The sequence below is a fragment of the Eggerthella guodeyinii genome (assembly GCF_009834925.2).
GTDB classification, from domain to species: Bacteria; Actinomycetota; Coriobacteriia; order Coriobacteriales; family Eggerthellaceae; genus Eggerthella; species Eggerthella guodeyinii.
This window is the reverse complement of sequence record NZ_CP063310.1, coordinates 3377709-3401348: the sequence shown is the minus strand read 5'-3', so window position 1 is coordinate 3401348 and position 23640 is coordinate 3377709. Positions and strand designations below refer to the sequence as shown.

Sequence of the window (23640 nt, the reverse complement as noted above, 5' to 3'; positions counted from 1 at the left end):
GCTCCCCTCGGGTTGCCGTATCTCCGATGGTAGCGCGATTCGGCGCGGGGACGCGGGTAGAATCGGGCCTCATCTCCGCGTTGAAGGTGATTCGTAAGGCGCGTGCCGCAGGGGTCGCACCGCGCGCGGCGTCCCGCAAGAAGCGCGCGTGCGCTAGAATGTCGACGAGATCGGAAGGTCGAGAAGCGACAAAGGGGAGGGAGGGGCCGTGGGCGGATTCTCGGTCGTGGTCATGCTGTCCGTGCTGGGCGCGGTTGCGTTCGTCATCTTGGGCGCGGTCGCGGTCGCGTTCGGGCTGTTCGTGGCCGCTACCGTCGTGAGCATCGTGTTCGCGTGCCGTACGAAGACGCGGCGCGAGCGAGGCAAACGACTGGGCGGGCTCGTCGCCGTGCCCATCGCGCTGTACGCGGTGAGCGTGCCCGTGCTCGTATGGTTCGTGCTCGTGTGGGTGGTTCCGATCGCCGGCGATGGGGAGGGCGACGAGTTCTCCGACTTCTCCCAGGCCATCACCCGACACGAGCCGGAAGCGTTGCAGGCGTGTTTCGACGCCGATGCGTTCTCCTTCCCGTCGGAGGGGCCCGAATCGCTCGCTTCGCTGCTGGAGGTGGCCATCGCCTACGGCGAGGCCCCGTGCGCTCAGACGGTGCTCGCGGCCGCCGAGAAGCGGGGAGCGCCCCTCGACGTGAACGAGCCACTGCCGTCGTACACGGCGAGCGGCGACCCGTACGGTGCCGAACGCCCGCTCGCGCGCGCCGCGGGCAGCGACTACAGCTCCGCCCGCATGCTGTCCGTGCTGCTGGAGGCAGGCGCCGACCCGAACGCTGCGAGCCTGCTCGATGTCGAAGGAGGGCGCCCGCTGCATCTGGTGTGCGACAACGTGGGATGGACAAGCATGTCGGCCGAGGATCAGGAGCGGGCGCTTGCCGACTCGGGGGAGTCCATCGACCTCTTGGCGGCGTACGGCGCCGACCCCGCCGCCGTCGATGCGGCGGGCCTCACGGCGGGGGATCGCTTGACCGGTCGTCTGGATTCCCTGGTGGAGGGCGACGCGCTTACGCGCGAGCAGGCCAACCGGTTCGTCGCCGAGCACGCTGAGAGCCTCGGCCTCGCCTACAGCTCCGCGCGCACCGCTTTGAGGGCCGTCGCGTAGGCTTCGGGCTGCTCGAACATGGGGCTGTGCCCGGCGCGCGGGATGATCGTCAGGGCCTTGCGCTGCGCGCGCAGCTCGTCGAAGTACGCGCCGGCGAGGTCGGTGGGCGTGGTCGAGTCGTTCATGCCGAGGAGGTAGTGCACGGGGCAGGCGTAGCGGCATCCGTGGGCGCGCAAGTCGAAATCGACGAGCTCGCGCAGCAGGGCGGCGTTGGCGCTCGACGCGCGGACGAGGCTGCCGAGGTCGCGCAGCGTGAACACGCGATCGGCCAGCGTCTTCACGAGCAGGGTGCCGATGCCGGGTCCCTGCTCGTACGCATCCTGCACCTTGCGCACCTTGGGCAGCGCGCGGAGGAACTCGTCGGCGTCGGCGGGCGGGTAGTCGCCCACCTGCTCGAGGAGGGCGAGGCTCTTGCGGTCGTCCGCCGCCTGCGCCTGGCGTTTCACCTCCTCGAACCCCACGCGTTCATTCTCGCGCAGGCTCACCACCTGGCCGCTGCCGATATAGGCGGCAACGTTCTCGGGGCGGCGCAGCGCGTACAAACTGCCGAGCGCGCTCCCCCAGGAATGCCCGAGGAGCACCACCTTCGGCACCTCGTAGCTGCGCTTGAGGTGCTCGACGATGCCGTGCAGGTCATCGACCATCTGGTCGATGGAGCGCGGATGCGCGTCGCGCCCGTTGCGCGCCAGCGTCATGCCCGCTCCGCGCTGATCCCAGTGCACCTGCGTGAACATGCCCTGCCACGCGCGCTCGAGCTGCAAGGCGAAGAAGTGCTCGGGGTATCCCGGCCCCCCGTGCAAGAACAGCAGGACCGGGGCGCCGCGGTGCTCGGGGCCGTGCAGCAGGAAGTGCTCGATTCCCTGGACGGGCACGTATTCGGGGGTGAAGTCTTTTCTCATGGCGATGCTCCTTGCTCGGGCGCTGTCTGCATGGTTCCATCGTGGGGTTGCGGCTGCGAGCGCGCCACCTATTCTGGTTGGCAACCGTCGCAACCTTGAGGTGCGCGTGTGGCGCGCAGGCCGTTCGGCGCGCGAACCACGCCGCTTGATGTGTGCGTTTCGAGAGGCGAAACCGCTGGCCGAACACGTCCTCGAACTCTCGGAGCGCGAGATTTCGCCCTTGGTCGACCGCGCTACCATACGTCCCAGACGGTGCAGTCGAATCGAAGGAGTCGAGCATGGACATGGGTTTGAAGGACAAGGTGGTGCTGATCACCGGCGGCGGTGGCGGCATCGCGCGCGGCATCGAGCGGGCGTTTGCGACCGAGGGTGCCAAGTTCATCCTCACCGACCTGTTCCCCGGCGGCATGGAGGCGGCGAAGGAGGAACTCGAGCGCGACTTCGGCTCCGAGGTGTTCACGGTCATCGCCGACGGCGCGAACGAAGACGAGGTGAAAGCCGCCATCGACGCGGGCGCCGCGCATTTCGGCGGGCGTGTGGACGTGCTGATCAACAACGCGCAGGCGTCGGCTTCGGGCCTGACGCTCGTGCAGCACTCCAAGGAGGACTTCGACCTGGCCGTGCAATCGGGCCTGTACGCGACGTTCTTCTACATGAAGCACGCGTACCCCTATCTCAAGGAGGCCGGCGGATCCGTCATCAACTTCGCGTCGGGCGCGGGCATCGGGGGCAACCCGGGGCAGAGCTCCTACGCGGCGGCGAAGGAGGGCATCCGCGGCATGAGCCGCGTGGCCGCCTCGGAGTGGGGCCCCGACAACATCAACGTGAACATCGTGTGCCCCATCGTCATGACGAAGGCGCTCGAAGAATGGCGCGAGCGCGAACCCGAGATGTACGAGAAGAACATGAAGGCCATCCCGCTCGGCCGCTTCGGCGATGCGGAGAAGGACGTGGGGCGCGTGTGCGTGTTCCTGGCCAGCCCCGACGCCTCGTTCGTGACGGGCGACACCATCATGGTGCAGGGCGGATCGGGCATGAAGCCGTAGGGCTCGCACCTACTCGAACCGCGATCTCCCGTATTCGTGGATGGCGGTGAGCAGGTCGCCTGCCACCTCGGCAACCGTTTGAGAATCGTCTTCGTAGCGCGGCAGCAGGTTCAGGATGCCCGTCAGCATGAACGTGGTCATCATGCTGCCGCGCTTGTCGTCGACGACCGGCTTGAACTCGCTCAGGCGCGCATGTGTGGCGCTGGCGAACGCATCGAGATAGGAATGCATGATCCCGTTGCGTCCGAACACCAAGCCTTCTTCCTTGTTGGCTTCGAAGTCCGCCACCAGATGGGCCGCGAATGAACGAGGATCGTCGAAGTACTCGTCGAGGTACTCCATGCCGTCCACGCGCGCTTGCGCGACGTGGCGGACGTACGCTTCGGCAAGGTCGTAGATGTCCCGATAGTGCAGGTAGAAGGTCGCCTTGTTGATGTCCGCCGCCGCGGCCAGCGACGTGACGGTGATCTTGTCGAGCGGACGCTCGTTCAGCGCCGCTCCGAATGCCTCGAGCAGGTAGCGCTCGGTGCGTCGGTACCGGAGGTCGGTGTTCGCCATCTCTCCATCCTTTTCTTGACGATTTCCCCGGATTGGTCGCGTAAGCGACGCCTCGCGAAGATCGTCGCTTGTTGCCATGCTAGAAATAGTAGACGATAGTCAAGTAATTGACAAGCGACGAAAAGAGGATGCATATGGGTGACGAGGTTCGGGGGCAGCGCGGGATGACGAAACAGGCGGGCGGCACGGGTCGCCCGCCGCAAGCGGGAGCGGCGCCGGAGCACGGCGAGATTATCAGCAAGCGCTCGCTCATCGCCGTGTTCGCCGGACTCATGCTGGCCATGTTCGTGAGCTCGCTCGACCAGACGATCGTGTCCACCGCTCTGCCCACCATCGTGGGCGAACTCGGGGGCGTGGACCACATGCTGTGGGTGACCACGGCGTACGTGCTGGCATCCACCTGCATGATGCCCGTCTATGGGAAGCTGGGCGACCTCTTCGGGCGCAAGCCGCTGTTCATCGGCGCGTTGGTGCTGTTCACCCTGGGATCGGTTATCTGCGGCACCGGCGGTAGCATGTTCTCGCTCATCGCCGGGCGCGCGGTGCAGGGCTTGGGCGGCGGCGGGCTCATGATCCTGTCGCAGGCCATCATCGCCGATGTGGTGCCTCCGCGCCAGCGCGGCAAGTACATGGGCGTGATGGGCTCCGTGTTCGCCGTGTCGACGATCGTGGGGCCGCTGCTGGGCGGCTGGTTCACCGAAGTGGTGGGATGGCGCTACATCTTCTGGCTCAACGTGCCCATCGCGCTCGCCGCCATCGTGCTGGCGGTCGTGTTCCTGCCGCGGGCGAAGCGGGCGGCGACGTCGTTCAGCCTCGATGTTGTGGGCACGGCGTTGCTCATGGGCGGGACGGTCTGCCTCGTGATGTTCACGGTCGTGGGCGGCGGCAGCGCCGGATGGGCCTCTCCCGAAGCGCTGGCGCTGGCGGTTGCGTGCGTTGCGTGCTTCGCGCTGTTCGTGCTGGCTGAGCGCCGCGCGGAAGAGCCCGTCATGCCGCTCGGCTTGTTCAAGAACAAGAACTTCGTCGTGACGTCGTTGGCGGGGCTGCTCATCATGGTGGCCATGATGGGGACGGTGTCCTACCTGCCCACGTACCTGCAGATCGTGAACGGCGCATCGGCCACCGAATCGGGCTACATGATGCTGCCCACCATGATCGGCATGATGCTGATGTCCGTGGTGTCGGGCTTCCTCGCCTCGAAGACGGGCCGGTACAAGTGGATGCCCGTGACGAGCTGCCTCGTCGCGGCGCTCGCGCTCGCGCTCCTGTCCACCATCGCGGTGGATTCCAGCGTGGTCCTGCTGTTCGGGTACCTGTTCGTCCTGGGCTTCGGCATGGGGCTGGGCCAGCAGATCCTCGTGCTCATCGTGCAGAACGAGTTCCCCCAGGCCATGGTGGGGACGGCCACGTCGGCGAACAACTACATCCGCGAGGTGGGCGCCACGCTGGGCGCGTCGGTCATCGGCGCGCTGTTCACGTCGCGCCTCGCCGGGCAGCTTGCCGGTGCGGGCGAGGCGCTGGCGGGTTCGGGGCTCGATGCGAACTCCATCACGCCGGCGCTCGTGGCCCAGCTGCCGGCCGACGTGCAGCTGCTCGTGCAGAACGCCTACCATGACGCGCTCGTGCCCATCTTCCTGTACCTGGCACCGTTCTTGCTGGTGGGGGCCGTGCTGTTGCTGTTCTTGAAGGAGAATCCGCTCAAGGAGAGCAACGAGGAGCCGTCCGAAGCGCCTTCCGGGGCCGCCGAGGGCGCCGCGTCGGCCGAGGGTGCGAACGGTGCGTCCCGGTTGACGGGACGCACCGCGCCGAACGAAAGCTAGCGGGGGTCGGAGTCGGCTTCGGGGGCGCTGCCGACCACGGCGCGCGGATCGTCGTGGTCGAGCGCCCGCACGCTCTTGAACAGGTACACCGTCAGCCCCAGCACGATGCACACGAAGCCGTCCACCACGAAGAACGCGGCCACGCCCATGGTCTCGGCGGCCACGCCGCCGATGGCGATGCCGATGGGGGAGGCGAGGCCCATCGCCGCCATGGCCAGGCCCAGCGCGCGGCCCGTCTTCTCCTCGGGAACGTTGCGCTGGATGAGCGTGATGAGCGGCCCGTTGAACCAGGCGCAGGCCAGGGCCATGACGGCGCACAGCACCACGAACGTCCAGAACATGGTGGGCGCGAGGAACCCGCACGCTGTGGTGGTGACGCCCACGATGAGTGCCGCCACCGCGATGAGCCCGGCCAGGCGCTTGCCGCCGCCCCAGGCCATGAGGACGATCGAGCCCGCGATCATCCCCACGCCGAACGCCGCTTCAACGATGGACGCCATGTAGCCGTCGCCGCCGAAGTGGTCGTACGTCATGAGCGGGAAAATGGCGCCCAACGGGGCGAACGCCATCATGCCGATGGTGATGCCCACGATGAGGATGACGAGCCCGCGGCTTGCCGACAGCGCCTTCCAGCCGTCGCGGAGGTTCGCCAGCACGTGCTGGTTCTCGGTGGTCTCGTCGGTCACCGTGGGGATCTTCGCCAGCGCGAGGCCCGCCACGGCCACGAGCGCGCCCGCGAAGTCGAGGAACATGACGGAGTGGAACCCGATGGTGGTGTACAGGAAGATGCCGAACGCCGGCGCGCCGATGGACGCGACGGACATGAGCAGCTGGTCGAGCGTGTTGATGCGCAGCAGGTGCTTCTCGGGCACGAGCAGCGGCATGGCGGCCATCATGGCGGGACCGTGGAACGCCTGCCCGATGCTGCGCACGATGACGAGCACCATGAGCAGCGGGAACGACACCTGCCCGAACAGGATGACGATGCCCAGCCCCAGCGACACGATGCCCACCGAGAGGTCGGCCACGATCATGACGGTTTTGCGGTTGTACTTGTCGGCGATGACCCCGCCGAAGGGCGAGAGCAGCCCCTGCGGCAGATAGGCGCAGATGGCAGCCGCGGCCAGCATGAGGGCGCTGCCCGTGGTCTCGGTGATGTACCACACCACGGCGTATCCCGCGGCGTAGCTGGTGATCATGGACACGGCTTGGCCGCCCCAGATGGTTGCGATGATGGCGAGCCAGCGCTTCGGCAGCTCGCGACCGGCTGCGCTCAGGGGCGCGGTCGATGCAGTCATGGAAAACTCCTTGAGGACGAGATGATCAACTGAACATCAGTGTGCGGTAGCGAACGCGGTTGCGCTACCTATTCTGGATGGAAGATGCCGCTCAGAGGGCAACTATGCGTTGCACGGGCGTGCAGTGCGGGGTGAACGTGCGAAATCGCGCAGGCGATTTAGAGATAGAGTTGTCCAGCCATCGGTCAGGCTCCTCGTTGATCGAGCGAAAAGTGAAGGCCAGTGTAGCACGTATGGATTCGAGAACCAACCCCCGCAGGCTCGGGAAGCGCGCATGGCGTATACTGACGGAAACGCATCGCGCAAGGGAGGGGCGATCATGGCGGAAGGCACCGTGCAGGTTCTCGATCGAGCTTTCGACCTGTTGGAGGCGCTCGCGCGCGGCCACGGCCCCCTCGGGCTGAGCGAGATCGCCCAGCGGACGGGCATGAGCAAGTCCACGGTGTTCCGCATCCTGCAGACGATGGTCGCGCGCGGCTACGTGGAGAAGACGCTCGAAGGCGCCTACACCATCGGCCCCAAGATGTTCGACACGCTGAGCTACCACATTAACTCGCTGGAATTGCAGACCGAGGCGAAGCCGTACCTGGCCGTGTTGAAGCGGTCGTTGGGCCTGAGCGCCCACCTGGGCATCCTCGACGGCGCGTTCGTCTCGTACATCGAGAAGGAGTCCACCGATTGGGGCGACGAGCGCTACACGGAAGTGGGCTACCGGTCGCCGGCCTACTGCTCGTCGATGGGGAAGTGCCTGCTCGCCTGCCTTTCGAGCGGCGAGCTGGAAGAGGTGCTGTACGGCTACGACTTCAAGGCGTACACGGCCAACACCTTCACGAGCAAAAGCGAGTTCGTCCGCTACCTGCACCAGGTGCGCAAGCAGGGATGGGCGATGGACAACGAGGAGTACGAGCTGGGGCACTGCTGTGTGGCCGCCCCCGTGTTCAACTACCGCGGCGACGCCATCGCCGCGGTGGGCGTGAGCGGCACGCCCGAGAGCATCCCGCAGGAGCGCGTCGACGACGTGGCCCAGCAGGTGAAGCTGGCCGCGCAGCGCATATCGGAGCGCATGGGCTACGTCGAGTAGGCGAAGCGGGCGGTTCGGGGCCGCCCGCTTCGATGGAGGGCCTAGGCGACGGCGGCGGCCGATTTGCCGGCGATGCGGCCCCAGTTGAGCGCGCCCTGCAGGCAGGTGCCGCTTCCGGGGTAGTAGGGGCCGATCCAGCCGGCGGTGTTCACGCCGGCGCCGAACAGGTGGGGGATGGGCTCGCCCTCGGTGTCGAGGATGGCCGCGTCGGTGTTGATCAGCAGGCCGCCGATGGAGCCGATGTTCGTGTTCTGCGTCTTCCAGGCGTAGAACGGCGCGGCGTCGAGCGCGGTCAGCTGCACCGTGCGCCCATAGGCGGCGTCCGTCCCGGCTGCGCAGGCCGCGTTCCAGGCGTCCACCGTGGCCTGCAGGTTGCCGGCATCCATGCCGAGCGCCGCCGCCAGCTCGTCGATCGTGTCGGCCTGCACCATGCTGCCATCGGCAAGCGCCGCCTCGCGGGCCTTCGCGCCGCCCTCGGCATTGTCCGACCAGGCGCACTTCGCGTCCGACGAGGTCATCTTGGAGTCCATGAGCATGTAGGTGGCGCCATCCATGCCGCCCTGCGCCATGGCCGCGTTGAACATGGCGCGGCAGTGGAACGCGTAGGTGGTGTCCTCGCGCACGAAGCGGTTGCCGCGCTGGTCGACGAGGATGTAGGGGATCTCGGGGTTCTGGTTGTTCGTGTAGCTCCACGTTTGCAGGATGAGGTCGACCGCGCCGTGGAACGCGGAGTCGGCGCCGTGGGCCATGCCGATGCGGATGCCGTCGCCCGTGTCGGTGGCCGCCGTGGCCACGGCCTGCGTCTTGAGGTCCCAATAGTGCTGCTGGTTGTACTTGAACGCCATGTCCTCGTTGTGGTCGATGGAGGCCATGGCCAGCACCACGCCCTTCTTCGCCTGGTAGTTCTTGCCGTCGGCGCAGGCCACGCCCACGACCGTGCCGGAATCGTCCTGGTAGATGTCGGTGACCTCGGTTTTCGTCTCGATCTGGCCGCCCTTCTCCTCGACGGCCTTCTGGGCGTTCGTCGTCCATACGGCGCCGCCGGTCTTCGTCTCGTCGGCCGCGTCGGTGATGAGGTGGATGCGGTCGCGCAGGTACTCGTCCTTCATGTAGGGCGTGGGGTAGCAGCCGAACACGTTGGAGAACGTGATGCCGAAGCTGTCGGCCATCCATTGCAGGTTGTCGGCGGCGTTGTCGGCCATGCATGCGACGAGGTCTTCCTTCACGAGGCCCTCGGCGTCGGTCATCCAGAACTGCTTGTGCAGCTCAGGGCTGTCGTCGGTGACGCCGGCGATCTCCTTCTGCCACGTCGTGCCGGACGCCTGCACCGCGCCCTCGGCGAGCGCCGTCGTGCCGCCGCACATCGTGCCCTTCTCCAGCACGAGCACCTTCTCGGCGCCGTTCTCCAGCGCGGAGTACGCCGCGGTCAGGCCGCTGCCGCCACCTCCGCACACGATGACGTCGTACTCGCCGTCCCACTGGACGCCGGCCGCGTTGCCCGACGCCCCGCCCGCCTCTTGGCCGTCCGCGGAGGTCGCCTTCGGCGCGCAGCCTGCCAACCCGCCCACGGCGAGCGCGCTCAGCCCGAGCGCGGCTCCGCCGATGAAGTTGCGGCGCGACATACCCTGCTTGACGATGGATTCCTTCATGAGTGCCCCTTCCCTCGCTGCTTCCCAAATCGTCATGACCTGGTGTTGCCTGGGATTATAGGGAGCGGTCGAGAAGGCCGCCATGCCCGGAATCCGCTCTGCGAACCACTCGTTCCACGATGCGGAACAGGGGAGCGCGGAGGGGGGATTGCGAACGAGGGGGCGCGTGCCGCGCCGATTCGTGACGGGTGCGGCGTGCGGTCGGCGCGGGGAGGGACGCGCGGTTCCCGAAGCCTCTGTCGCGCCATGGGGGTGGGGGGAGCGCGGAGGCCGCCTTACTCGATGGGCGGCAGGAGCAGGTTGAGGTCGACGGCGGTGGCGATGCCGGCCACGGTGCCGCCGTTGGTGTACTGCCAGATGGCGAAGTCGAACTGCGCGTGGGGTTCGGCGCTGTCGTACTCGGCGAACCAGACGGGGCGCTCGCCCAGCTCGGCGCGATCGTAGCGCGCCATGTCGCCGCTGTTGCCGTAGATCATCGTGTCGTAGCCGCCCTGCTCGAGGCGTTCGCAGAACGCGCGGGCGCAGGCGGTGAGCGTCTCGCGGTCCACGTTGTTCGCGCGTCCCGCCGCGTCCGCGACGGGCTCGTGGTCGTACGCCACGGGCATCGCCAGATAGCGGCCGGCCAGCAGCTGCAACACGAAGTCGGCCTCCTCGCGCGCCTCTTCGACGCTTGTGGCCTGCGAGAAGAAGTACGCGCCCACCTCGAGGCCGGCGCTCGTCGCGTTATCGATGTTCTCGGCATAGCGGGCGTCGGCGTACAGCGCGCCCTCGGTGTAGCCGCGGTTGCCCACGCGCACGAAGGCGAAGTCGACGCCGTCGCCCGCCACGGCGTTCCAGTCGATGGCGCCCTGGTGGTCGGACACGTCCACGCCCAGCTGGGAGCGCACTTCGCCGTCCACGCGGTAGGCGAGGCGATCGCCCTGCGCGCCGGAGCGCTCGAGGGCGCTCCAATCGTAGGGGCTCACGTAGGCCTGCTCGGCGGGTTCGGTTGCATCGCCGCCGCTGCACGCCGTCATGAGGCCGAGCGATCCCAGCAAGGCGATGGCGGCCAGCGCGGCGGCCACGGTGGTTTTGAGTCGTTTCATGCGGCCTATCCTACCAAAGCTCCCGGCGTTCGCGCCCGCGAACCGCCCGTCGCTACGACGACTACAGAACCCGCGCGCGGCCGCGTGCCGACAACCGTCCGCGGCACATCACGCGGCCTGCGCGCGCAGGTTGCCCAGGATGTGCTGGGCCGCGCTCTGGTCGAGGTAGTCGTAGGATACGAGCTTGCGCAGCACCTCCTGCTGGCGCTCGCGCGCGAGGTCGGGGTTCTGGGACAGCGCGTAGACGCTCGGCGCGTTCGGGATGCCGGCCAGCAGCGTGCACTCGTCGGCGTCGAGCGCGCTCGGGGCCTTGCCGAAGTAGCCCTCGCTGGCGCTGCCGATGCCTTCGTAGCCGTCGCCGAAGTAGATGGAGTTCACGTACAGCTCGAGGATGGTGCGCTTCGAGAAGTGCTGTTCCATCGTGAACGCCATGAACACCTCGGCGATCTTGCGTTCGATGGTCTGCTCCTGGGTGAAGTACTGGTTCTTCGCCAGCTGTTGCGTGATGGTGCTGCCGCCCTCCACGATGGCGCCCGCCTTGAGGTCGTTCACGAGGGCGCGCGCCGTGGCGATGGCGTCGAAGCCCGGATGCGCGTAGAAGCGATGGTCCTCCACGGCCACGACGGCCTGCAGGTACAGGTCGGGCAGCTCGTCGATGGGGGTGTACGTCTCGCTGCTTTGGATGGCGGCGGCCATCTCGTTGAGGTCGGTTCCCTCGAGCGCTTCGCGGTACAGGTTGAACCCGCGCGCGAGGAAGTACACCTCCACGAGCACGATGAGGATGAGCGCCACGAGGGCGATGCGTCCGAGGAACGCGACGACGGGATGCGCCGCCGTAGTCCGATGCGCCGTTCCTTTCATGGTTCCGCCTTTCACTTCGAGGGTCTGTATACGTTATACCAAGCCGTCCTTAACGCTGCCTTACCGACCGCTTGCCCCATCCTTACATTCCTGCAAGAAAGGCGCGATCTATCAGGCAAATGATGGGCTATACTTGCGGAAACAGCATGAACGACGAAAGGGCGGGGCGGCGACCATGATGATTTCGACACGGGGACGTTATGCTTTGCGGCTCATGATCGACATCGCGCGGCAAGGGGAAGCGGGCGCGTTGGTCACCATGCGCCAAGCAGCCGAACGCGAAGACCTGTCCGTCAAGTACCTCGAACAGCTGGGCGGCGCGCTCGTGAAGGCGGGCGTGCTCAAAAGCGTGCGCGGCGTGAGCGGCGGCTACTTGCTGGCCCGGCCGGCCGACCAGATCACCGCAGGCGACGTGCTGCGCGCCACCGAGGGCAGCTGCGCGCCGGTGTCGTGCCTCGAAGACGGTGCGGAGGCGTGCCCGCGGCGCGCCGAGTGCGTGGCCGTCAACTTCTGGCGCGGTCTCGATCAGGCCATCGAGAACTACGTGGACAATGTGACGCTGGCCGACCTCGTGCGGATGGGCTAGAGGTCGCGCGTCGCGTACCCGCGCAGGGCCGCGCGCTCCGAGACGACGTACAGCGCGAGGGCCGCCGCCGTGACGCAGGCCGCGACGAGCAGCGATCCGCCCAGCGTCTGCGCGGTGGCGATGACCTGGCCGACGATCGGCAGGAACGCATCGAAGTCGATGCTGCGGAACAGGTAGATCCACCCCATGAGTGCGAGCATGAACGCGAAGGGGATGTAGCTGGCGAGCTTGCGGTAGCTGTTGGCGAACATGAAGGGCAGCACCGCGCTGAACATGGCGATGGTCAAGGCGAACGTTCCCGCTGCGAACGACACGGCTCCCGGTGCGTCGAACCCCCGGGTGAAATGATGCATGAGCGGCAGCCCCGGCACGATGGCGTTCAGGACGCATGCCGCCGTGTATGCCGCGATGCCGAGCGCCACGCAGCCGGCAACGATGACCGCGATGCTCGCGTAGCGGCCCCTCACCACGTCGGCGCGCGAGAGCGGCAGCGCCTGGCGAAACGCCATCCACTCGCGCCGCTGATCGCGCGTCAACAGGGGCATGAGCACCATGTGGGACATGGGGAAGCCGGTGAGCAGGATGATGGGGGTCGCGTTCCCGGCCACCAGGCAGACGCCCGTCGCAAGGAGCGCCCATAGCACCACGTTCTTCGGCAGCGATTTCGCCAAAGCGAGGAAATCGGCAAGCATCATGGTCTTCATCGGGCGCCCCTTCTATCCGCTCGCCTAGAGCTCACGCTTCTTGTACAGGCCCATGGAGATGATGGCCGAGACGACGTACACGACGGCGACGATCGCGAGGATGCCGGCGGCGACCGCGACGGTGCCGGCGGGGGTCTCCAGCAGGTTCAGCACGTCGAGCGCGAACGCGGGGGGAGGGCCGTCGCCGCTGAACGAGAACGCGATGAACACGCCGAAGATGATGAGCAATGGAATGTAACGCACGCCTTTCGTCATGCCGAATCGCGAGAACACCGGCATGGTGATGGACAGCATGACGAGGATGATGCTGATGCCGACGACCGACACCATGAGCAGGGCCTGCCAGGAGAAGTTCACCATGAGGTCGGCCAGCTGCGGCACGTTCGGGGCGACTTGCGCGGCGATGATCACCAGGAACGTGGTGAGCAGTCCCACCGCGATGCCGCACAGGGCGAGCAGCAGGAAGCTCGCGTAGCGTCCCTTGATCACGTCGGCGCGCGAGATGGGCAGCGCGAGGCGGAACTGCTGCCAGTTGGCGCGCTCGTCCAGCGAGAGGATCATGATGGTCAGCGAGAAGGGGATCATGACGCCCACCGCAGGGGGGACGACGTAGAGGTTCCCGATCATGATGCAGATGAAGATGCCCACGACGATGGCGATGCCCAGCTGCTGGAGCAGGTATTTCTTGGCGATCAGGAGGTCGGACATGATCATGGCTTTCATCGGACCTCTCCTTTCAGCATCAAGCCCATGTAGGCGTCGATATCCGCCTTGTCCAAGGCGATGTTCTTGAAGTTCTCGGCGAACGCGAAGCGGTCGGGCGCCAGCACGTCGATGCCGTAAGGGTGCCGCATGCTGCGCAGCTCGCCAGGGGCGAAGAAGCCGCTTTCGGCAATGCGCTCGTAGTCGGCCACGCGGCAGTGCGCGATGCCCGCCAGGTCGGTGATGGCGTCCTTCTCGACGGCGAACACGATGCGGCCGGCGTCGATGCACACGATGTAGTCGGCGATCTTCTCGAGGTCGCTCGTGATGTGGCTGGACATGAGGATGCCGTGGCGCTCGTCGCGCATGTAGACGCGCAGGATGTCGAGCGCCTCCTCGCGGGCGAGCGGGTCGAGCCCGGCGGTGGCCTCGTCGAGGATCAGCAGGTCGGGATCGTGCGCAAGCGCGCAGGCCAGCGACAGCTTCATGCTCATGCCGCGGGAGAGGTCCTGCACCGTCTTGCTCTTCGGCAGCTCGAATTGGGCCAAGCGCTGCTCGAAGTCGGCGGCGCTCCACGTGTTGTAGCTGTACTGCATGAGCTTGCCCACCGAGGCGATGGTCATCTCCTCGGGGAACGAGCAGGTGTCGAACACCACGCCCGTGCGCTGCTTGGCGTCCTTGACGGCCTTGCCGCTGGCGTGCTCGCCGACGTTCTGGCCGAACAGCTCGATGGAGCCGGCGTCGGGATATACGAGGCCGAGGATGGCCTTGATGGTGGTGGTCTTGCCGGCGCCGTTCGAGCCTATGAAGCCGACCACGCTGCCTTGCGGCACGGTGAGGTCGACGTTTTGCAGGTTGAACCCGTCGTAGTGCTTCGACAGGCTGCGTATGCGAAGGAGGTCGTTCATCAGTCGTCACTTTCTGCGATGAGGTCGAGCATGTTGTGGAGGTCGTGGACGTCGACGTTCGCGCCGTGCGCCTCGTCGACCGCTTGCGCGAGCAGCTCCTCGATGCGCCGGAGGCGTTCCTCGCGCAGAAGCTCGAGGTTGCCGCCGGCCACGAAGCTGCCCTTGCCGGGCACCGTCTCGATGAAGCCCTGCGCTTCCAGCTCGGCGTACGCGCGCTTCGTCGTGATGACGCTGATGCGCAGGTCGCCGGCCAGCGCCCGGATGGAGGGCAGCTGCTGCCCTTCGTCCAGCTCACCCGTCAGGATGAGGGCCTTCATCTGCGAGACGATCTGGTCGTAGATGGGCTTGTCGCTCGCGTTCGAGATGATGATGTCCAACTCAAGCTCCCTTTCGTGTTCCGTATCCGAACGCGCGGGCGTCCCCTGCGCTCGGGTGGCACGTCGCGGCGTCCCGCTTCGCGCCTGGAAGGGTTGCAAGCACGTTCCCTGCTCCCCCTCCGCTCGGGTAATGCCGCCCGTAACGTGTTGAGCGTATATACCCGATATGCACACTATAAACAATAGATACACACCCGTCAAGCGTGTTTGGCAAGCATATGGTGTCTCTTGCACGTAATACGGTATTACGATATATTGATGCCAACGAAAGGAGGCTGCTCATATGGCCGTCGTCAAAGAAAAGAAAGCTGCGCGGCAAACCGCTGGAAAAACTCAGGTAACGTGCACTGCCAAGAAGGAAGTTTCGGATAAGCCCGCCCGTGCGGATTCCATCGTGACGGCCCGCGTGCCTTCCGAGATCAAAGAGCAGGGGAACGCCGTGCTCAAGAAGATAGGCTTCACGCCTACCGAGCTGGTGAACGCCGCATACAAGTACGTGCTTGAGCACGAGGAGCTTCCGTCTACGTTTTCCTCGCTTGAGGATTTGAGGGGCCAGCATCGTACGCTCACGCCTGAGCAAAAGGAGAAGTTGCAGGAACGTATGCGCGCAATGACGCTCAAGGCGCCTGATGGATGGGGAGAGCGCCCATTCAAGGAGCTGCTCGACGAAGCGAGGGGGGAACGCTATGCGCGCTTTGCTTGATACGAATGTCATGATCGACCTGTTTACTTGTCGCCCTCCCGAGGGCGAGGCGGCTGTTAAGCTGCGCGTTATGCAAGAAATTGGCGATATCGAACTATGGGTGTCGGCAAAATCGTTCGCGGACATCTTCTATGTGATGCTCAAAGATAACAAGAGCGAGGATATCCAACAGACGCTTCTGCAAAGCTTGGAGTACCTTGACGTGTGCTCCGTCGATGCCGCCGATATTCGCGAAGCCTGCGAGCGGAGTTGGCCCGACTTCGAGGATTGCTTGGTCGATGTATGCGCCGAGAAGGTGAAAGCAGACTATCTCCTCACGCGCGACCGCAAAGGCTTCGCGAAGTCGCGTCAGGCCGTGTTTTCTCCGAAAGAGCTGTTCGATAGCCTGGAGACGGAACTCGGCTTGACGTATGAGGTCATCGACTGGTAGTGCGGCTCAGGCGCGCCGGGGGGCTTTTGCGAGGACGGGGTTGACGTAGCGGCCGCGGCGTTCGGTTTTCGAGCCGTATTGGATGGCGTTCACGGGGCAGCGATGCAGGCAGGCGAGGCACTGCGTGCAGCCGAGCTCGGCCCAGCGGGGCGTGCCCTCGATGAGCGTGATGGTGTTCGTGGGGCACAAATCGGCGCATTGACCGCAGCTGATGCAGGTGGGAAGCGCGAAGAACTCGGCCGTGGAGCGCGGCTTCTCGTCCTTCTCGGTGAGCTTCGACAGGATCACGCCGGCAGGGTTGCGGTGTTCGGCGCGCACGTGCTCGCGGGCGACGATGCGCTCGGCCACCGTGCGGGTGGCGAGTTCCGCGGCGGCCAGCAGGCGCTCGCGCTTCTCTCCCTGGGCGGGCGCGTACAGATAGGTGCAGTTGCCCACCGACTTCACGCTGAACGAGGCGTCGAGGTTGATGCCCTGCGCTTCGAGCAGGCGGTCGCCGAAGATGCGCGCGGCGTTGCCGACGAACGCGCCGCAGCTGAGCACGGCGAAGCAGTAGCCGGGCGTGAACGTCTCCTTGTTGCCCGTGCGGAACTGCGCGCGCTTGACGAACGCGTCGACGATGGGCGGGGTGGTCCAGGCGTAGGTGGGGAAGACGAAACCGAGCTGCTCGTTTTGCGCGAGCGTGAAATCGAAGTCCTTGTACTTGTACGCCGCGCCGATGTCGACGAGCAGGTCGTCCGTCGCGCGTGCGATGGTCTGCGCCGCGGCGAGCGAGTTGCCGGTGCCGGTGAAGTAGAAGATCATGAGAGGCCTTTCCGTCTGGATGCTCCCAGTATAGCAAGGTGCGTCCCCGCGCGCTCGTTTCGCTACTCGGCCGTATCCCGCAGCCGCTCGAATCAAGACGTGCAAGTGTCCTTGCTCCCTATTCTGCGTGTCAGCCCCGGTGCATCTCCGTCCCCGCCGGGTGCGTCGCCCTGCGGGCACCCCCCCCGTGCATCCTCCCGACGCTGAAAGGGCGAAAACCACCGGATTGGGGTGTTCGCGACCCGCCTTCGGGCGGGGTGCTCCGGGCAGGTTTGGCTGTCGCGCGCCGTGAGCCGAATAGGAAGCACGAACGAATGTTTCACGTGAAACATTCCACCGCCGCGGTGCGCGGGCTCGCGCACGTTCGTCCGCTTCACGGTTGTGGGCGCCGCTCTGGTATGATGGGCGGCATGCGAAAAGATGCGAACCGAGGAGGAACCATGGCGGACGTGCTGTTCATCGAGTACCCGAAGTGCTCCACCTGCAAGAAGGCGAAGGCGTGGCTCGACGCGCACGGCGTGGCGTACGTCGATCGCCACATCGTGGAAGACAACCCGACGGCCGACGAGCTGGCCGCGTGGCACGCGAGAAGCGGGCTGCCGCTGCGCCGCTTCTTCAACACGAGCGGCATGCTGTACCGCGAGCGCAACGTGAAGGCCCTGCTCGATGCCGGCATGAGCGATGCGGAGGCCTACGCGCTCTTGGCCGAGAACGGCATGATGGTGAAGCGCCCGCTCGTGGTGGGCGACGATTTCGTGCTCGTGGGCTTCAAGGAAGCCGCGTGGGAGCACGCGCTGCTCTAGCGCAAGCGCGCTAGAGCATGCTGGGGATGCGCTACAGCGCGTCGGTATCGAGCCACAGCGTGAACGGGCCGTCGTTGACCAGGCTCACGTCCATGTAGGCGCCGAAGCGTCCCGTCTCCACGCGGCGCGCATCGCGGCGCGCCCGTTCGACGAACCGCTCGTACAGGCGATTCGCCTCGTCGGGCGCGCCCGCCTCGGTGAACGAGGGGCGGTTGCCCCGCCTGCAGTTCGCGAACAGGGTGAACTGCGACACGACGAGCACCTCGCCGCCCACGTCGGCCAGCGAGAGGTTCGTCTTGCCGTCGGCATCTTCGAAGATGCGCAGGCGGGAGATCTTGCTCCAAAGGCGTTCAACCTGGTCATCGGTGTCATCGTGGCCCACGCCCAGCAGGATGAGCAGCCCTCGCTCGATCTCGCCGACCGTCTCCCCGGCGATGTCTACCCGCGCGCTCGACACGCGCTGCACCACGGCCCTCATCGGCCGCCCGCAGCTTCCTGCTCGCGACGATAGGCGGCTTTCACCTCGTCGATGGGCTTGCCGCCGATGCCGATGTTCTCGTCGGGCAGCTCCTTGATGGTGACGAGGAAGAACTCGGCCGGCACGTGCATGATGGCGGACGCGGTGGCGGTGAGCTCTTCGATGAGCGCCTTCTTGCTGGGGGCGTCGAGCGGTCCGCCCTCGACGGTGATGTAAGGCATGCGGCGTCCTTTCTCGCGGTCATGGGGCCATTATCGCATACGTGGGAGGGGCGGGGCGATGCAACGGTTTGTTGCGTGGGGCGGCCGTGCTGATCGTGTGCGACCTGTTTACGATGCAGGTGGGCGGGTGTATAACGGTCGAAACGACAGAGGGCGCGCGATGCGCGCCGCGCACGAGGGAGGACGCCCATGACCTACGCGATCGTGTACGAGAGCAGCACCGGCAACACCGAGCAGCTGGCGCAGGCGGTGGCCGCCGCGCTGCCGAGCGGGGAGTGCCGGGCGTTCGGACGGGTGGACGAAGTCGACCGCGCCGCCGTCGCGCAGGTCGACCGCGTGTACGCGGGGTTTTGGACGAATCGCGGCGACTGCGGCGACGAGCTGGCCGAGGTGCTGGCGACGCTCGCGGACAAGGACGTGTTCCTGTTCGGCACGGCCGGGTTCGGCGCCGACGCGACGTACTTCGCCGGCGTGATGTCGCGCGTGGCGGTGCACCTGCCCGCTTCGGCGCAGGTCGTCGGTTCGTTCATGTGCCAAGGCCGTATGCCCGCAAGCGTCCGCGCGCGTTACGCGCAGACGGCCGCCGCCAAACCCGAGCAGGCTGCGCGCATGCAGCAGCTCATCGACAACTTCGACGAGGCCGCCAACCATCCCAACGACGACGACCTCGCGCGTCTGCGCGCGGCGGTCGAGGAGGCGAACTAGCATGGCGAACACGGCGAAGCTGACCGACCTTCCCAACATCGGCCCCCATGCCGCGCAGCAGCTGGCCGAGGTGGGCATCGCCGCGCCCGAGGACTTGCTGGCCATCGGCGCCGAGCAGGCGTGGCTCAAGCTGCAGACCATCGATCCGGGCGTGTGCGTCATGCAGCTGTACGATCTGGAGGGCGCGGTGCAGGGCGTCCCGAAAAAGCTCCTCGACCCGGCGCGCAAGCAGGAGCTCAAGGAGTTCGCCCGCGCGAACCAGCCCGCAGCCGAGTAGGCCTCGGAACGCTACGCTTCGGCGGGCTCCTCCAGGCGCGACCTGAGCAGCTGGAGCCCGCCCACCACGGCGCCGCCGACGATGAAGAACACGATGCTGAACGTGTCGATGCCCATAGCGGGCTGCGGCTCGCTCAGCGTGAGCGGCCCCTGCGTGATGGAGAACAGCGAGCCCAGCATCATGCCGATGATGGCGTAGATGGTCTGCGAGCGGAAGCGCTCGAGGCACATCCTGATGAGGCGCACGAACACGAGCACGCCGCACGCCACGCCCGCCGCGAACACGAGCAGGACGGGCAGGTAGGCCATGTCGAGCCCCATCACCGCGCGCACCGCGCCCATGATGGGCACGTACAGGCCGAAGATCAGCAGCAGCGTGGAGCCCGAGATGCCGGGCAGCACCATCGCGGAGATGGCCACCATCGCCGCCAGGAACACGTACACCACGAGGCCGACGTCGAGATTCCCCACCGCCACGTCGATGCCGGTGCCCGACACGGGGCTCAGCAGGGTCACGGCCACCACGAACGCGATGCCCGCGACGGCGAACGCGAGGTTCGGCAGGCGCCCCCGCAGCGCGCCCAGCTCCTCGCGCACGACGATGGGGATGGCGAACACGATGAATCCCATGAACAGCGAGCTGACCTCGTAGATGTGCGAGTCGAAGAAGCTGGTCAGCACGAGCGCCGACAGTCCGAAGCCGATCACCCAGCCCACGCCCAGCTTCAGCAGGAAGCGCACGGCCGCGAGGCGCGCGGCCTTCGTGCCGTGGAACAAGTCGTCGAGCGAGCCGATGAAGCGGTCGTAGAAGCCCAGCAGGAAGGCGACGGTTCCGCCCGACACGCCGGGCACGCTGTCGGCCAGGGCCATGCAAAACCCGCGGACGGAGTTGACGATGAGTTCGGTAGCGCCCTTCATAGATGGCTCCTTTTCGGTTTCCGATGGCACCAGCATGGCGGACAGATGAAGAAAAACCCAGGTCGTACGCCGATCGACGGAGGATATTCAGATCGCTTAAGAATCGGTAAAGCCTGTGTAAAGGGACGGTAAAGCCGCCGCGCCCTCCGCCGCATTGCGCGCGATGCCTCGACCTGCGGCGCAAAAAAGCCCGGGGCCGCGGGGCGGCCTCGGGCTTGGGGACGAGCAAGCGCGGAGCGAGCGGGCGCTAGATATGGATGTTCCCGAACGTGATGACCGAGTAGACGAGGCCGGCGATGCCGAGCGCCAGCACCACGGCCAGGATGATCTTGTCGGACCTCTTCTCGAACAGCTTCCCCTTCGGGTCGTGCTCGCGCACGCCCACGATGTACAGCGGCAAGCCGATGGCGTACACGATGCAGGCCACCATGAGGTAGTTGAGGCCGGCGGCGTAGATGAGCCAGATGCCGTACAGCGAGCCGGCCGCGCCGGTGAAGATGGCCATGCCGCGGCTGGCGAAGATGCCGGAGGGGTATTCCTTCTTGATGGCGATCTTGAACAGGAACAGGGTGCAGAAGAAGTAGCACGGAAGTGCCATGACGCTCGTGATGCTGATCATCGTGGTCCAGGCGTTGCTGCCGATGAAGAACGAGATGATGAGCACCACCTGCACGACGATGGTCGTCCACAGCAGCGCGGTGGAGGGCGAGCCGTTCTTGTTCTCCTTCACGAACATCTTGGGGAAGATGCCGCTCTTGGAGGCTGCCAGCGGCATCTCGCCCAGCATGAGCATCCACACGAGCCAGGAGCTCAGCACCGAGATGATCACGCCGGCGTTCACCATGATCTCGCCCCATTTGCCGAACGAGTCCAGCATGATGGCGGCCATGGACGGGTCGGCCATGTTGCCGATGGTCTCCTGCGAGTACACGCCCAACGGCAGCAGCGACACGACGATGTAGAGGGCCAGCGTGACGAGGAAGCCGATGGTGGTGGCCTTGCGCACGGCGGCCTGCGACTTCGCCTTGCCCGACACGACCACGGCGCCCTCGATGCCGAGGAACAGCCACAGCGTGACCAGCATGGTGGAGGATACCTGCGGCATGACGTTGTCGAAGTTCAGCGTCAGCGCGATGCCGTCCTTCATGCCCCAGAAGCCTTCCATGAACACCGAGAACTTGAAGATGGTGGCCACGGCCAGGATGAAGATGATGACGGGCACGAGCTTGCCGATGGTGCCGATGATGTTCAGGAAGCTCGTGGACTTCGCGCCGCGCAGGGCGAGCAGGTACATGATCCACGTGATGATGGACCCGCCGATGATGGACGGGATGTTGTTGCCGCCCGAGAAGTCGGGCACGAAGTAGTTCAACGTGGCCATGACGAGCACTGAGTAGGCAACAAGCGCGAAGCAGTTGCAAATCCAGTAGCCGTACGCCACGAAGAAGCCGATCAGCTTGCCGAAGCCCTTTTCGGCGTACGTGTACAGGCCGTTCGTGAGCTCGGGTCGTGCGGCCGACAGGATGCGAAACGTGTTCGCGATGAACCAGATGCCGATGCCGGTGACGACCCAGGCGATGATGATGGCTCCTGCGGAGGCGTCTGCCGCCATGTTCTGGGGGAGGTTGTAGATGCCTCCGCCGATCATGGCGCTGATGACGATGCCAACCAGGCCGATCAGGCCAACTTTTTTCGAGCTGGCCTGGGCTGATGATCCGCCGGAACCGGAAGCGGTTTTATCTGCCATGTTTCCAGTCCTTGTCTAAACGTGATCGAGCCGCCCGGGGACCACCTGGACGGCTCGAAAGATGAAAAATGCCGTCGATTACGCGATGTCGGTGAGAGGCTCGAAGTCCATGTCCTTCAGCCAATCGGTGAGATGCATGTTGTTGAGCGAGCCGAAGCCGGTGGCAGGCACGGCGTTGCGGGCCAGCGTGACGTAGGGGCCGACGGTGATGGCGTTGCCGATCTCGCCCGGCTTCATGATGCGGTGCGCGAAGCCCACGTAGGTGCGGTCGTACAGCACGTTCTGGTCGCGGCCGCATTCGACGACGGACCAGACGATGGCCTTGCGGTGCTGCTCGAGGAAGGCGACCATGTCCTCTTCGCTGTCGTTCTCGGTCCAAATGCCGGCGTCCTCGATGAACAGGTCGGCTGCGAAGTCGCGGTCGGCGGACAGGGAGATGGCGATGAAGGACCACACGCCGTAGCCTTCGCCCTCCTTGAGCGCGCGGTCGGTCTTCGGGCGGTAGGCGACGACGCCTTTGTTCGCGCAGATGGTGTGCGCGCCCGGGATGGGGTGGTAACGGCGGTTCTGCTCGGTGCCGAACAGCTCGACGCCGGCGCTCAGCAGCGGGGCGGCGTCGTACACTTCCAGCTCGCGGCCGTTCCATTGCTTTTCGGTGAACAGCGGCTTGCTCTTGCCGTTGTCGACGGAGTCGTGACGGGCGAGGTCGTAGCCCCATACCTGGCCGGCCATGCCGCAGAACGACGAGGCGGTCAGCATGTTGATCTGGCCGACGTAGGCGTCGGCGGCCTCGGCCTTGTCGTAAGCGACGATGCGGTCGACCAGCTCGTCGTTGGTCTTCTCCACCGTGCCGGCCGAAACCTTCAGCACGGACACGTAGCCGTTGCCGTAGGCGCCGGGCATGCCGTAGCCGTCGCAGTAGTCGTCGTACGGGCTGATGGCCGTCTTGTCGATGTGCGGCGCGCGCATGGTTGCATGCTGATCGGCCTCGCGGGCGATAGTGCGGTTGCGTCGCTCCTCAACGTTCTTCATGGATGGGTCTCCTTTCGTATGTGAACGATTTCAGCGCCGATTGTAGGGCCCTTCGCGCGCGCCGAATTTCGAATACGGGTTTCGATGGCGAGCCGTGCCTTCCCCGATGACTGGTCGTCATGCGCTCGAAACGGGGGCGTGATCTTGACAAGCCGGTCGGGAGGTGTATATTACAACTGTAATATAACGGATGTTATACACGGGAGGAACGTATGCCGGAACAGCGGGTGAGCAGGGAGCAGGTGCTTGATGCGGCGCTTGCCATCGTGCGCGAACAGGGGGAAGCGGCGCTGAGCGCGCGGTCGGTGGCGCAGCGGGCGGGATGCTCGGTGCAGCCGATCTACAGCCTGTTCGGCGACATGCAGGAGCTTGTGCGGCAGCTGTACGACCACGCCCGCGCATGGGTGGGCGCCTACAACCGCGAGCACCGGCACGATGGGGACAACGCGTTCGAGTCCAACGGCCTGTCGCACCTGCGGCTCGCGCGCACGGAGCGCGCGCTGTTCCACTTCCTGTACCTGTCGCCCCACATGGAGGCGACGGGCTTCAACGAGGTGTACGAGAGCGTCGCCATCGACGGCGTGCAGCAATGCATCGAGGAGCTGGGGCACCTGTCGCCTGAGGCGGCGCGCGAGCTGTACCTCAACATGATCGTCTTCGTGCACGGCATGGCCGCGATGCTGGCCACGGGCGCGCAGTTCTCCGACGAGGAGCTGCACGCGCGCATGGACCGCGCGTTCGAGGGCTTCGTCGCGATGGTGCGCTCGTGAGCGCCCCGGACGCCCGCACCGATGTTTCACGT

27 protein-coding genes are annotated in these 23640 nt (G+C 65.9%); 11 read left to right on the top strand and 16 right to left on the bottom strand.

All coding sequences use genetic code 11. From position 1 onward, the window contains the following. Positions 1-208: 208 nt before the first annotated feature. Positions 209-1150, top strand: a complete 942-nt coding sequence (locus GS424_RS14555) for an ankyrin repeat domain-containing protein (protein ID WP_160941203.1) — start codon at positions 209-211, stop codon at positions 1148-1150. Here GS424_RS14555 and GS424_RS14550 read toward each other — a convergent pair. After that, entirely contained in the window at positions 1111-2049 is a 939-nt protein-coding gene (locus GS424_RS14550) for an alpha/beta fold hydrolase (protein WP_160941202.1), read from the bottom strand. The genes GS424_RS14555 and GS424_RS14550 overlap by 40 nt on opposite strands. A gap of 278 nt (positions 2050-2327) precedes the next feature. On the opposite strand from GS424_RS14550, the gene GS424_RS14545 reads away from it, so the two are divergent. Continuing rightward, positions 2328-3095 carry a 12alpha-hydroxysteroid dehydrogenase gene (locus GS424_RS14545; RefSeq protein ID WP_160941201.1) on the top strand — a complete coding sequence of 256 codons (768 nt, stop codon included), beginning with the start codon at positions 2328-2330 and terminating at the stop codon, positions 3093-3095. A gap of 9 nt (positions 3096-3104) precedes the next feature. Here GS424_RS14545 and GS424_RS14540 read toward each other — a convergent pair whose 3' ends face one another. Beyond that, positions 3105-3653, bottom strand: a complete 549-nt coding sequence (locus GS424_RS14540) for a TetR/AcrR family transcriptional regulator (RefSeq protein ID WP_160941200.1) — start codon at positions 3651-3653, stop codon at positions 3105-3107. A gap of 134 nt (positions 3654-3787) precedes the next feature. Here GS424_RS14540 and GS424_RS14535 point away from each other — a divergent pair, with 134 nt between their 5' ends. After that, a complete protein-coding gene (locus GS424_RS14535; protein WP_160941199.1) occupies positions 3788-5473 on the top strand; it encodes an MDR family MFS transporter in 1686 nt (561 codons plus the stop codon). On the opposite strand, the gene GS424_RS14530 is transcribed toward GS424_RS14535, so the two are convergent. Then, positions 5470-6771 carry an MFS transporter gene (locus tag GS424_RS14530; RefSeq protein WP_160941198.1) on the bottom strand — a complete coding sequence of 434 codons (1302 nt, stop codon included), beginning with the start codon at positions 6769-6771 and terminating at the stop codon, positions 5470-5472. The two genes, GS424_RS14535 and GS424_RS14530, sit on opposite strands and share 4 nt — an antisense overlap. A gap of 319 nt (positions 6772-7090) precedes the next feature. Between GS424_RS14530 and GS424_RS14525 the strand changes: the two genes are divergently transcribed. Beyond that, complete coding sequence (locus GS424_RS14525) at positions 7091-7852, top strand: IclR family transcriptional regulator (RefSeq protein WP_160941197.1); 762 nt, start codon at positions 7091-7093, stop codon at positions 7850-7852. Positions 7853-7893: 41 nt separating this feature from the next. Here the strand turns inward: GS424_RS14525 and GS424_RS14520 are convergent, their stop codons facing one another. The 3 genes from GS424_RS14520 to GS424_RS14510 all read right to left on the bottom strand — a co-directional run bounded on the left by GS424_RS14520 (position 7894) and on the right by GS424_RS14510 (position 11447). After that, positions 7894-9501, bottom strand: a complete 1608-nt coding sequence (locus GS424_RS14520; protein WP_160941196.1) for an FAD-dependent oxidoreductase — start codon at positions 9499-9501, stop codon at positions 7894-7896. A gap of 275 nt (positions 9502-9776) precedes the next feature. Further along, entirely contained in the window at positions 9777-10586 is an 810-nt protein-coding gene (locus GS424_RS14515) for a glycoside hydrolase family 25 protein (RefSeq protein ID WP_160941195.1), read from the bottom strand. A 108-nt stretch (positions 10587-10694) separates the two neighbouring features. Then, positions 10695-11447: a transglycosylase domain-containing protein gene (locus GS424_RS14510; RefSeq protein WP_160941194.1), complete on the bottom strand. Its 753-nt coding sequence runs from the start codon at positions 11445-11447 to the stop codon at positions 10695-10697. A 175-nt stretch (positions 11448-11622) separates the two neighbouring features. On the opposite strand from GS424_RS14510, the gene GS424_RS14505 reads away from it, so the two are divergent. Continuing rightward, positions 11623-12033 (top strand): RrF2 family transcriptional regulator, encoded by a 411-nt coding sequence (locus GS424_RS14505; RefSeq protein WP_154333073.1) that lies wholly within the window; start codon positions 11623-11625, stop codon positions 12031-12033. Here the strand turns inward: GS424_RS14505 and GS424_RS14500 are convergent. Genes GS424_RS14500 through GS424_RS14485 form a run of 4 tightly spaced genes read right to left on the bottom strand, consistent with a single transcriptional unit; the run spans position 12030 to position 14724 of the window. Then, positions 12030-12737: an ABC-2 transporter permease gene (locus GS424_RS14500; protein ID WP_160941193.1), complete on the bottom strand. Its 708-nt coding sequence runs from the start codon at positions 12735-12737 to the stop codon at positions 12030-12032. The two genes, GS424_RS14505 and GS424_RS14500, sit on opposite strands and share 4 nt — an antisense overlap. A gap of 24 nt (positions 12738-12761) precedes the next feature. After that, the gene (locus tag GS424_RS14495) at positions 12762-13460 is read right to left on the bottom strand and encodes an ABC-2 transporter permease (RefSeq protein WP_160941192.1); all 699 of its coding nucleotides are present in this window, start codon (positions 13458-13460) and stop codon (positions 12762-12764) included. Beyond that, on the bottom strand, positions 13457-14347 hold the full coding sequence (locus tag GS424_RS14490; protein ID WP_160941191.1) for an ABC transporter ATP-binding protein: 891 nt from the start codon (positions 14345-14347) through the stop codon (positions 13457-13459). The genes GS424_RS14495 and GS424_RS14490 overlap by 4 nt, the downstream gene beginning before the upstream one ends. Further along, positions 14347-14724 (bottom strand): GntR family transcriptional regulator, encoded by a 378-nt coding sequence (locus GS424_RS14485; RefSeq protein ID WP_160941190.1) that lies wholly within the window; start codon positions 14722-14724, stop codon positions 14347-14349. The genes GS424_RS14490 and GS424_RS14485 overlap by 1 nt, the downstream gene beginning before the upstream one ends. A 283-nt stretch (positions 14725-15007) precedes the next feature. Between GS424_RS14485 and GS424_RS14480 the strand changes: the two genes are divergently transcribed. Continuing rightward, entirely contained in the window at positions 15008-15427 is a 420-nt protein-coding gene (locus GS424_RS14480) for a type II toxin-antitoxin system RelB/DinJ family antitoxin (RefSeq protein WP_160941189.1), read from the top strand. Then, positions 15411-15857, top strand: coding sequence for a PIN domain-containing protein (locus GS424_RS14475; RefSeq protein WP_160941188.1), 447 nt, complete (start codon positions 15411-15413; stop codon positions 15855-15857). The genes GS424_RS14480 and GS424_RS14475 overlap by 17 nt, the downstream gene beginning before the upstream one ends. Before the next feature lie 6 nt (positions 15858-15863). Here GS424_RS14475 and GS424_RS14470 read toward each other — a convergent pair whose 3' ends face one another. Further along, positions 15864-16658, bottom strand: coding sequence for an EFR1 family ferrodoxin (locus GS424_RS14470; protein WP_154333080.1), 795 nt, complete (start codon positions 16656-16658; stop codon positions 15864-15866). 440 nt (positions 16659-17098) lie between these two features. Between GS424_RS14470 and GS424_RS14465 the strand changes: the two genes are divergently transcribed. After that, positions 17099-17461, top strand: a complete 363-nt coding sequence (locus GS424_RS14465) for an arsenate reductase family protein (RefSeq protein WP_160941187.1) — start codon at positions 17099-17101, stop codon at positions 17459-17461. A gap of 31 nt (positions 17462-17492) precedes the next feature. Here GS424_RS14465 and dtd read toward each other — a convergent pair whose 3' ends face one another. Further along, the gene (gene dtd / locus GS424_RS14460; protein ID WP_160941186.1) at positions 17493-17939 is read right to left on the bottom strand and encodes a D-aminoacyl-tRNA deacylase; all 447 of its coding nucleotides are present in this window, start codon (positions 17937-17939) and stop codon (positions 17493-17495) included. Then, positions 17936-18160 (bottom strand): 4-oxalocrotonate tautomerase DmpI, encoded by a 225-nt coding sequence (gene dmpI / locus GS424_RS14455; RefSeq protein ID WP_160941185.1) that lies wholly within the window; start codon positions 18158-18160, stop codon positions 17936-17938. The genes dtd and dmpI overlap by 4 nt, the downstream gene beginning before the upstream one ends. A 189-nt stretch (positions 18161-18349) precedes the next feature. On the opposite strand from dmpI, the gene bilS reads away from it, so the two are divergent. Together bilS and GS424_RS14445 are read left to right on the top strand one after the other, a co-directional pair. Continuing rightward, complete coding sequence (bilS, locus tag GS424_RS14450) at positions 18350-18865, top strand: flavodoxin family protein BilS (RefSeq protein WP_160941184.1); 516 nt, start codon at positions 18350-18352, stop codon at positions 18863-18865. A 1-nt stretch (position 18866) separates the two neighbouring features. After that, complete coding sequence (locus GS424_RS14445; protein WP_160941183.1) at positions 18867-19142, top strand: TfoX/Sxy family protein; 276 nt, start codon at positions 18867-18869, stop codon at positions 19140-19142. 11 nt (positions 19143-19153) lie between these two features. Here the strand turns inward: GS424_RS14445 and GS424_RS14440 are convergent, their stop codons facing one another. The 3 genes from GS424_RS14440 to hdcA form a co-directional block, all read right to left on the bottom strand. Continuing rightward, positions 19154-20059 carry a DUF368 domain-containing protein gene (locus tag GS424_RS14440; protein ID WP_160941182.1) on the bottom strand — a complete coding sequence of 302 codons (906 nt, stop codon included), beginning with the start codon at positions 20057-20059 and terminating at the stop codon, positions 19154-19156. A gap of 247 nt (positions 20060-20306) precedes the next feature. Further along, on the bottom strand, positions 20307-21806 hold the full coding sequence (locus tag GS424_RS14435) for a basic amino acid/polyamine antiporter (protein WP_160941181.1): 1500 nt from the start codon (positions 21804-21806) through the stop codon (positions 20307-20309). Positions 21807-21884: 78 nt separating this feature from the next. Further along, positions 21885-22838: a histidine decarboxylase, pyruvoyl type gene (gene hdcA / locus GS424_RS14430; RefSeq protein ID WP_160941180.1), complete on the bottom strand. Its 954-nt coding sequence runs from the start codon at positions 22836-22838 to the stop codon at positions 21885-21887. A 212-nt stretch (positions 22839-23050) separates the two neighbouring features. Between hdcA and GS424_RS14425 the strand changes: the two genes are divergently transcribed. After that, positions 23051-23608, top strand: coding sequence for a TetR/AcrR family transcriptional regulator (locus tag GS424_RS14425; protein WP_160941179.1), 558 nt, complete (start codon positions 23051-23053; stop codon positions 23606-23608). The last annotated feature ends 32 nt before the right edge of the window (positions 23609-23640 follow it).

What these genes read in the sequence shown, in the direction of transcription:
- GS424_RS14470 (WP_154333080.1), bottom strand. Translation starts at nt 16,658, where the DNA reads ATGATCTTCTACTTCACCGGCACCGGCAACTCGCTCGCCGCGGCGCAG.
- GS424_RS14530 (WP_160941198.1), bottom strand. Translation starts at nt 6,771, where the DNA reads ATGACTGCATCGACCGCGCCCCTGAGCGCAGCCGGTCGCGAGCTGCCG.
- GS424_RS14475 (WP_160941188.1), top strand. Translation starts at nt 15,411, where the DNA reads ATGCGCGCTTTGCTTGATACGAATGTCATGATCGACCTGTTTACTTGT.
- GS424_RS14435 (WP_160941181.1), bottom strand. Translation starts at nt 21,806, where the DNA reads ATGGCAGATAAAACCGCTTCCGGTTCCGGCGGATCATCAGCCCAGGCC.
- GS424_RS14525 (WP_160941197.1), top strand. Translation starts at nt 7,091, where the DNA reads ATGGCGGAAGGCACCGTGCAGGTTCTCGATCGAGCTTTCGACCTGTTG.
- GS424_RS14500 (WP_160941193.1), bottom strand. Translation starts at nt 12,737, where the DNA reads ATGAAGACCATGATGCTTGCCGATTTCCTCGCTTTGGCGAAATCGCTG.
- GS424_RS14535 (WP_160941199.1), top strand. Translation starts at nt 3,788, where the DNA reads ATGGGTGACGAGGTTCGGGGGCAGCGCGGGATGACGAAACAGGCGGGC.
- GS424_RS14490 (WP_160941191.1), bottom strand. Translation starts at nt 14,347, where the DNA reads ATGAACGACCTCCTTCGCATACGCAGCCTGTCGAAGCACTACGACGGG.
- GS424_RS14445 (WP_160941183.1), top strand. Translation starts at nt 18,867, where the DNA reads ATGGCGAACACGGCGAAGCTGACCGACCTTCCCAACATCGGCCCCCAT.
- GS424_RS14495 (WP_160941192.1), bottom strand. Translation starts at nt 13,460, where the DNA reads ATGAAAGCCATGATCATGTCCGACCTCCTGATCGCCAAGAAATACCTG.
- GS424_RS14505 (WP_154333073.1), top strand. Translation starts at nt 11,623, where the DNA reads ATGATGATTTCGACACGGGGACGTTATGCTTTGCGGCTCATGATCGAC.
- dmpI (WP_160941185.1), bottom strand. Translation starts at nt 18,160, where the DNA reads ATGCCTTACATCACCGTCGAGGGCGGACCGCTCGACGCCCCCAGCAAG.
- GS424_RS14545 (WP_160941201.1), top strand. Translation starts at nt 2,328, where the DNA reads ATGGACATGGGTTTGAAGGACAAGGTGGTGCTGATCACCGGCGGCGGT.
- hdcA (WP_160941180.1), bottom strand. Translation starts at nt 22,838, where the DNA reads ATGAAGAACGTTGAGGAGCGACGCAACCGCACTATCGCCCGCGAGGCC.
- GS424_RS14480 (WP_160941189.1), top strand. Translation starts at nt 15,008, where the DNA reads ATGGCCGTCGTCAAAGAAAAGAAAGCTGCGCGGCAAACCGCTGGAAAA.
- GS424_RS14425 (WP_160941179.1), top strand. Translation starts at nt 23,051, where the DNA reads ATGCCGGAACAGCGGGTGAGCAGGGAGCAGGTGCTTGATGCGGCGCTT.
- GS424_RS14520 (WP_160941196.1), bottom strand. Translation starts at nt 9,501, where the DNA reads ATGAAGGAATCCATCGTCAAGCAGGGTATGTCGCGCCGCAACTTCATC.
- GS424_RS14440 (WP_160941182.1), bottom strand. Translation starts at nt 20,059, where the DNA reads ATGAAGGGCGCTACCGAACTCATCGTCAACTCCGTCCGCGGGTTTTGC.
- bilS (WP_160941184.1), top strand. Translation starts at nt 18,350, where the DNA reads ATGACCTACGCGATCGTGTACGAGAGCAGCACCGGCAACACCGAGCAG.
- GS424_RS14465 (WP_160941187.1), top strand. Translation starts at nt 17,099, where the DNA reads ATGGCGGACGTGCTGTTCATCGAGTACCCGAAGTGCTCCACCTGCAAG.
- dtd (WP_160941186.1), bottom strand. Translation starts at nt 17,939, where the DNA reads ATGAGGGCCGTGGTGCAGCGCGTGTCGAGCGCGCGGGTAGACATCGCC.
- GS424_RS14515 (WP_160941195.1), bottom strand. Translation starts at nt 10,586, where the DNA reads ATGAAACGACTCAAAACCACCGTGGCCGCCGCGCTGGCCGCCATCGCC.
- GS424_RS14550 (WP_160941202.1), bottom strand. Translation starts at nt 2,049, where the DNA reads ATGAGAAAAGACTTCACCCCCGAATACGTGCCCGTCCAGGGAATCGAG.
- GS424_RS14510 (WP_160941194.1), bottom strand. Translation starts at nt 11,447, where the DNA reads ATGAAAGGAACGGCGCATCGGACTACGGCGGCGCATCCCGTCGTCGCG.
- GS424_RS14540 (WP_160941200.1), bottom strand. Translation starts at nt 3,653, where the DNA reads ATGGCGAACACCGACCTCCGGTACCGACGCACCGAGCGCTACCTGCTC.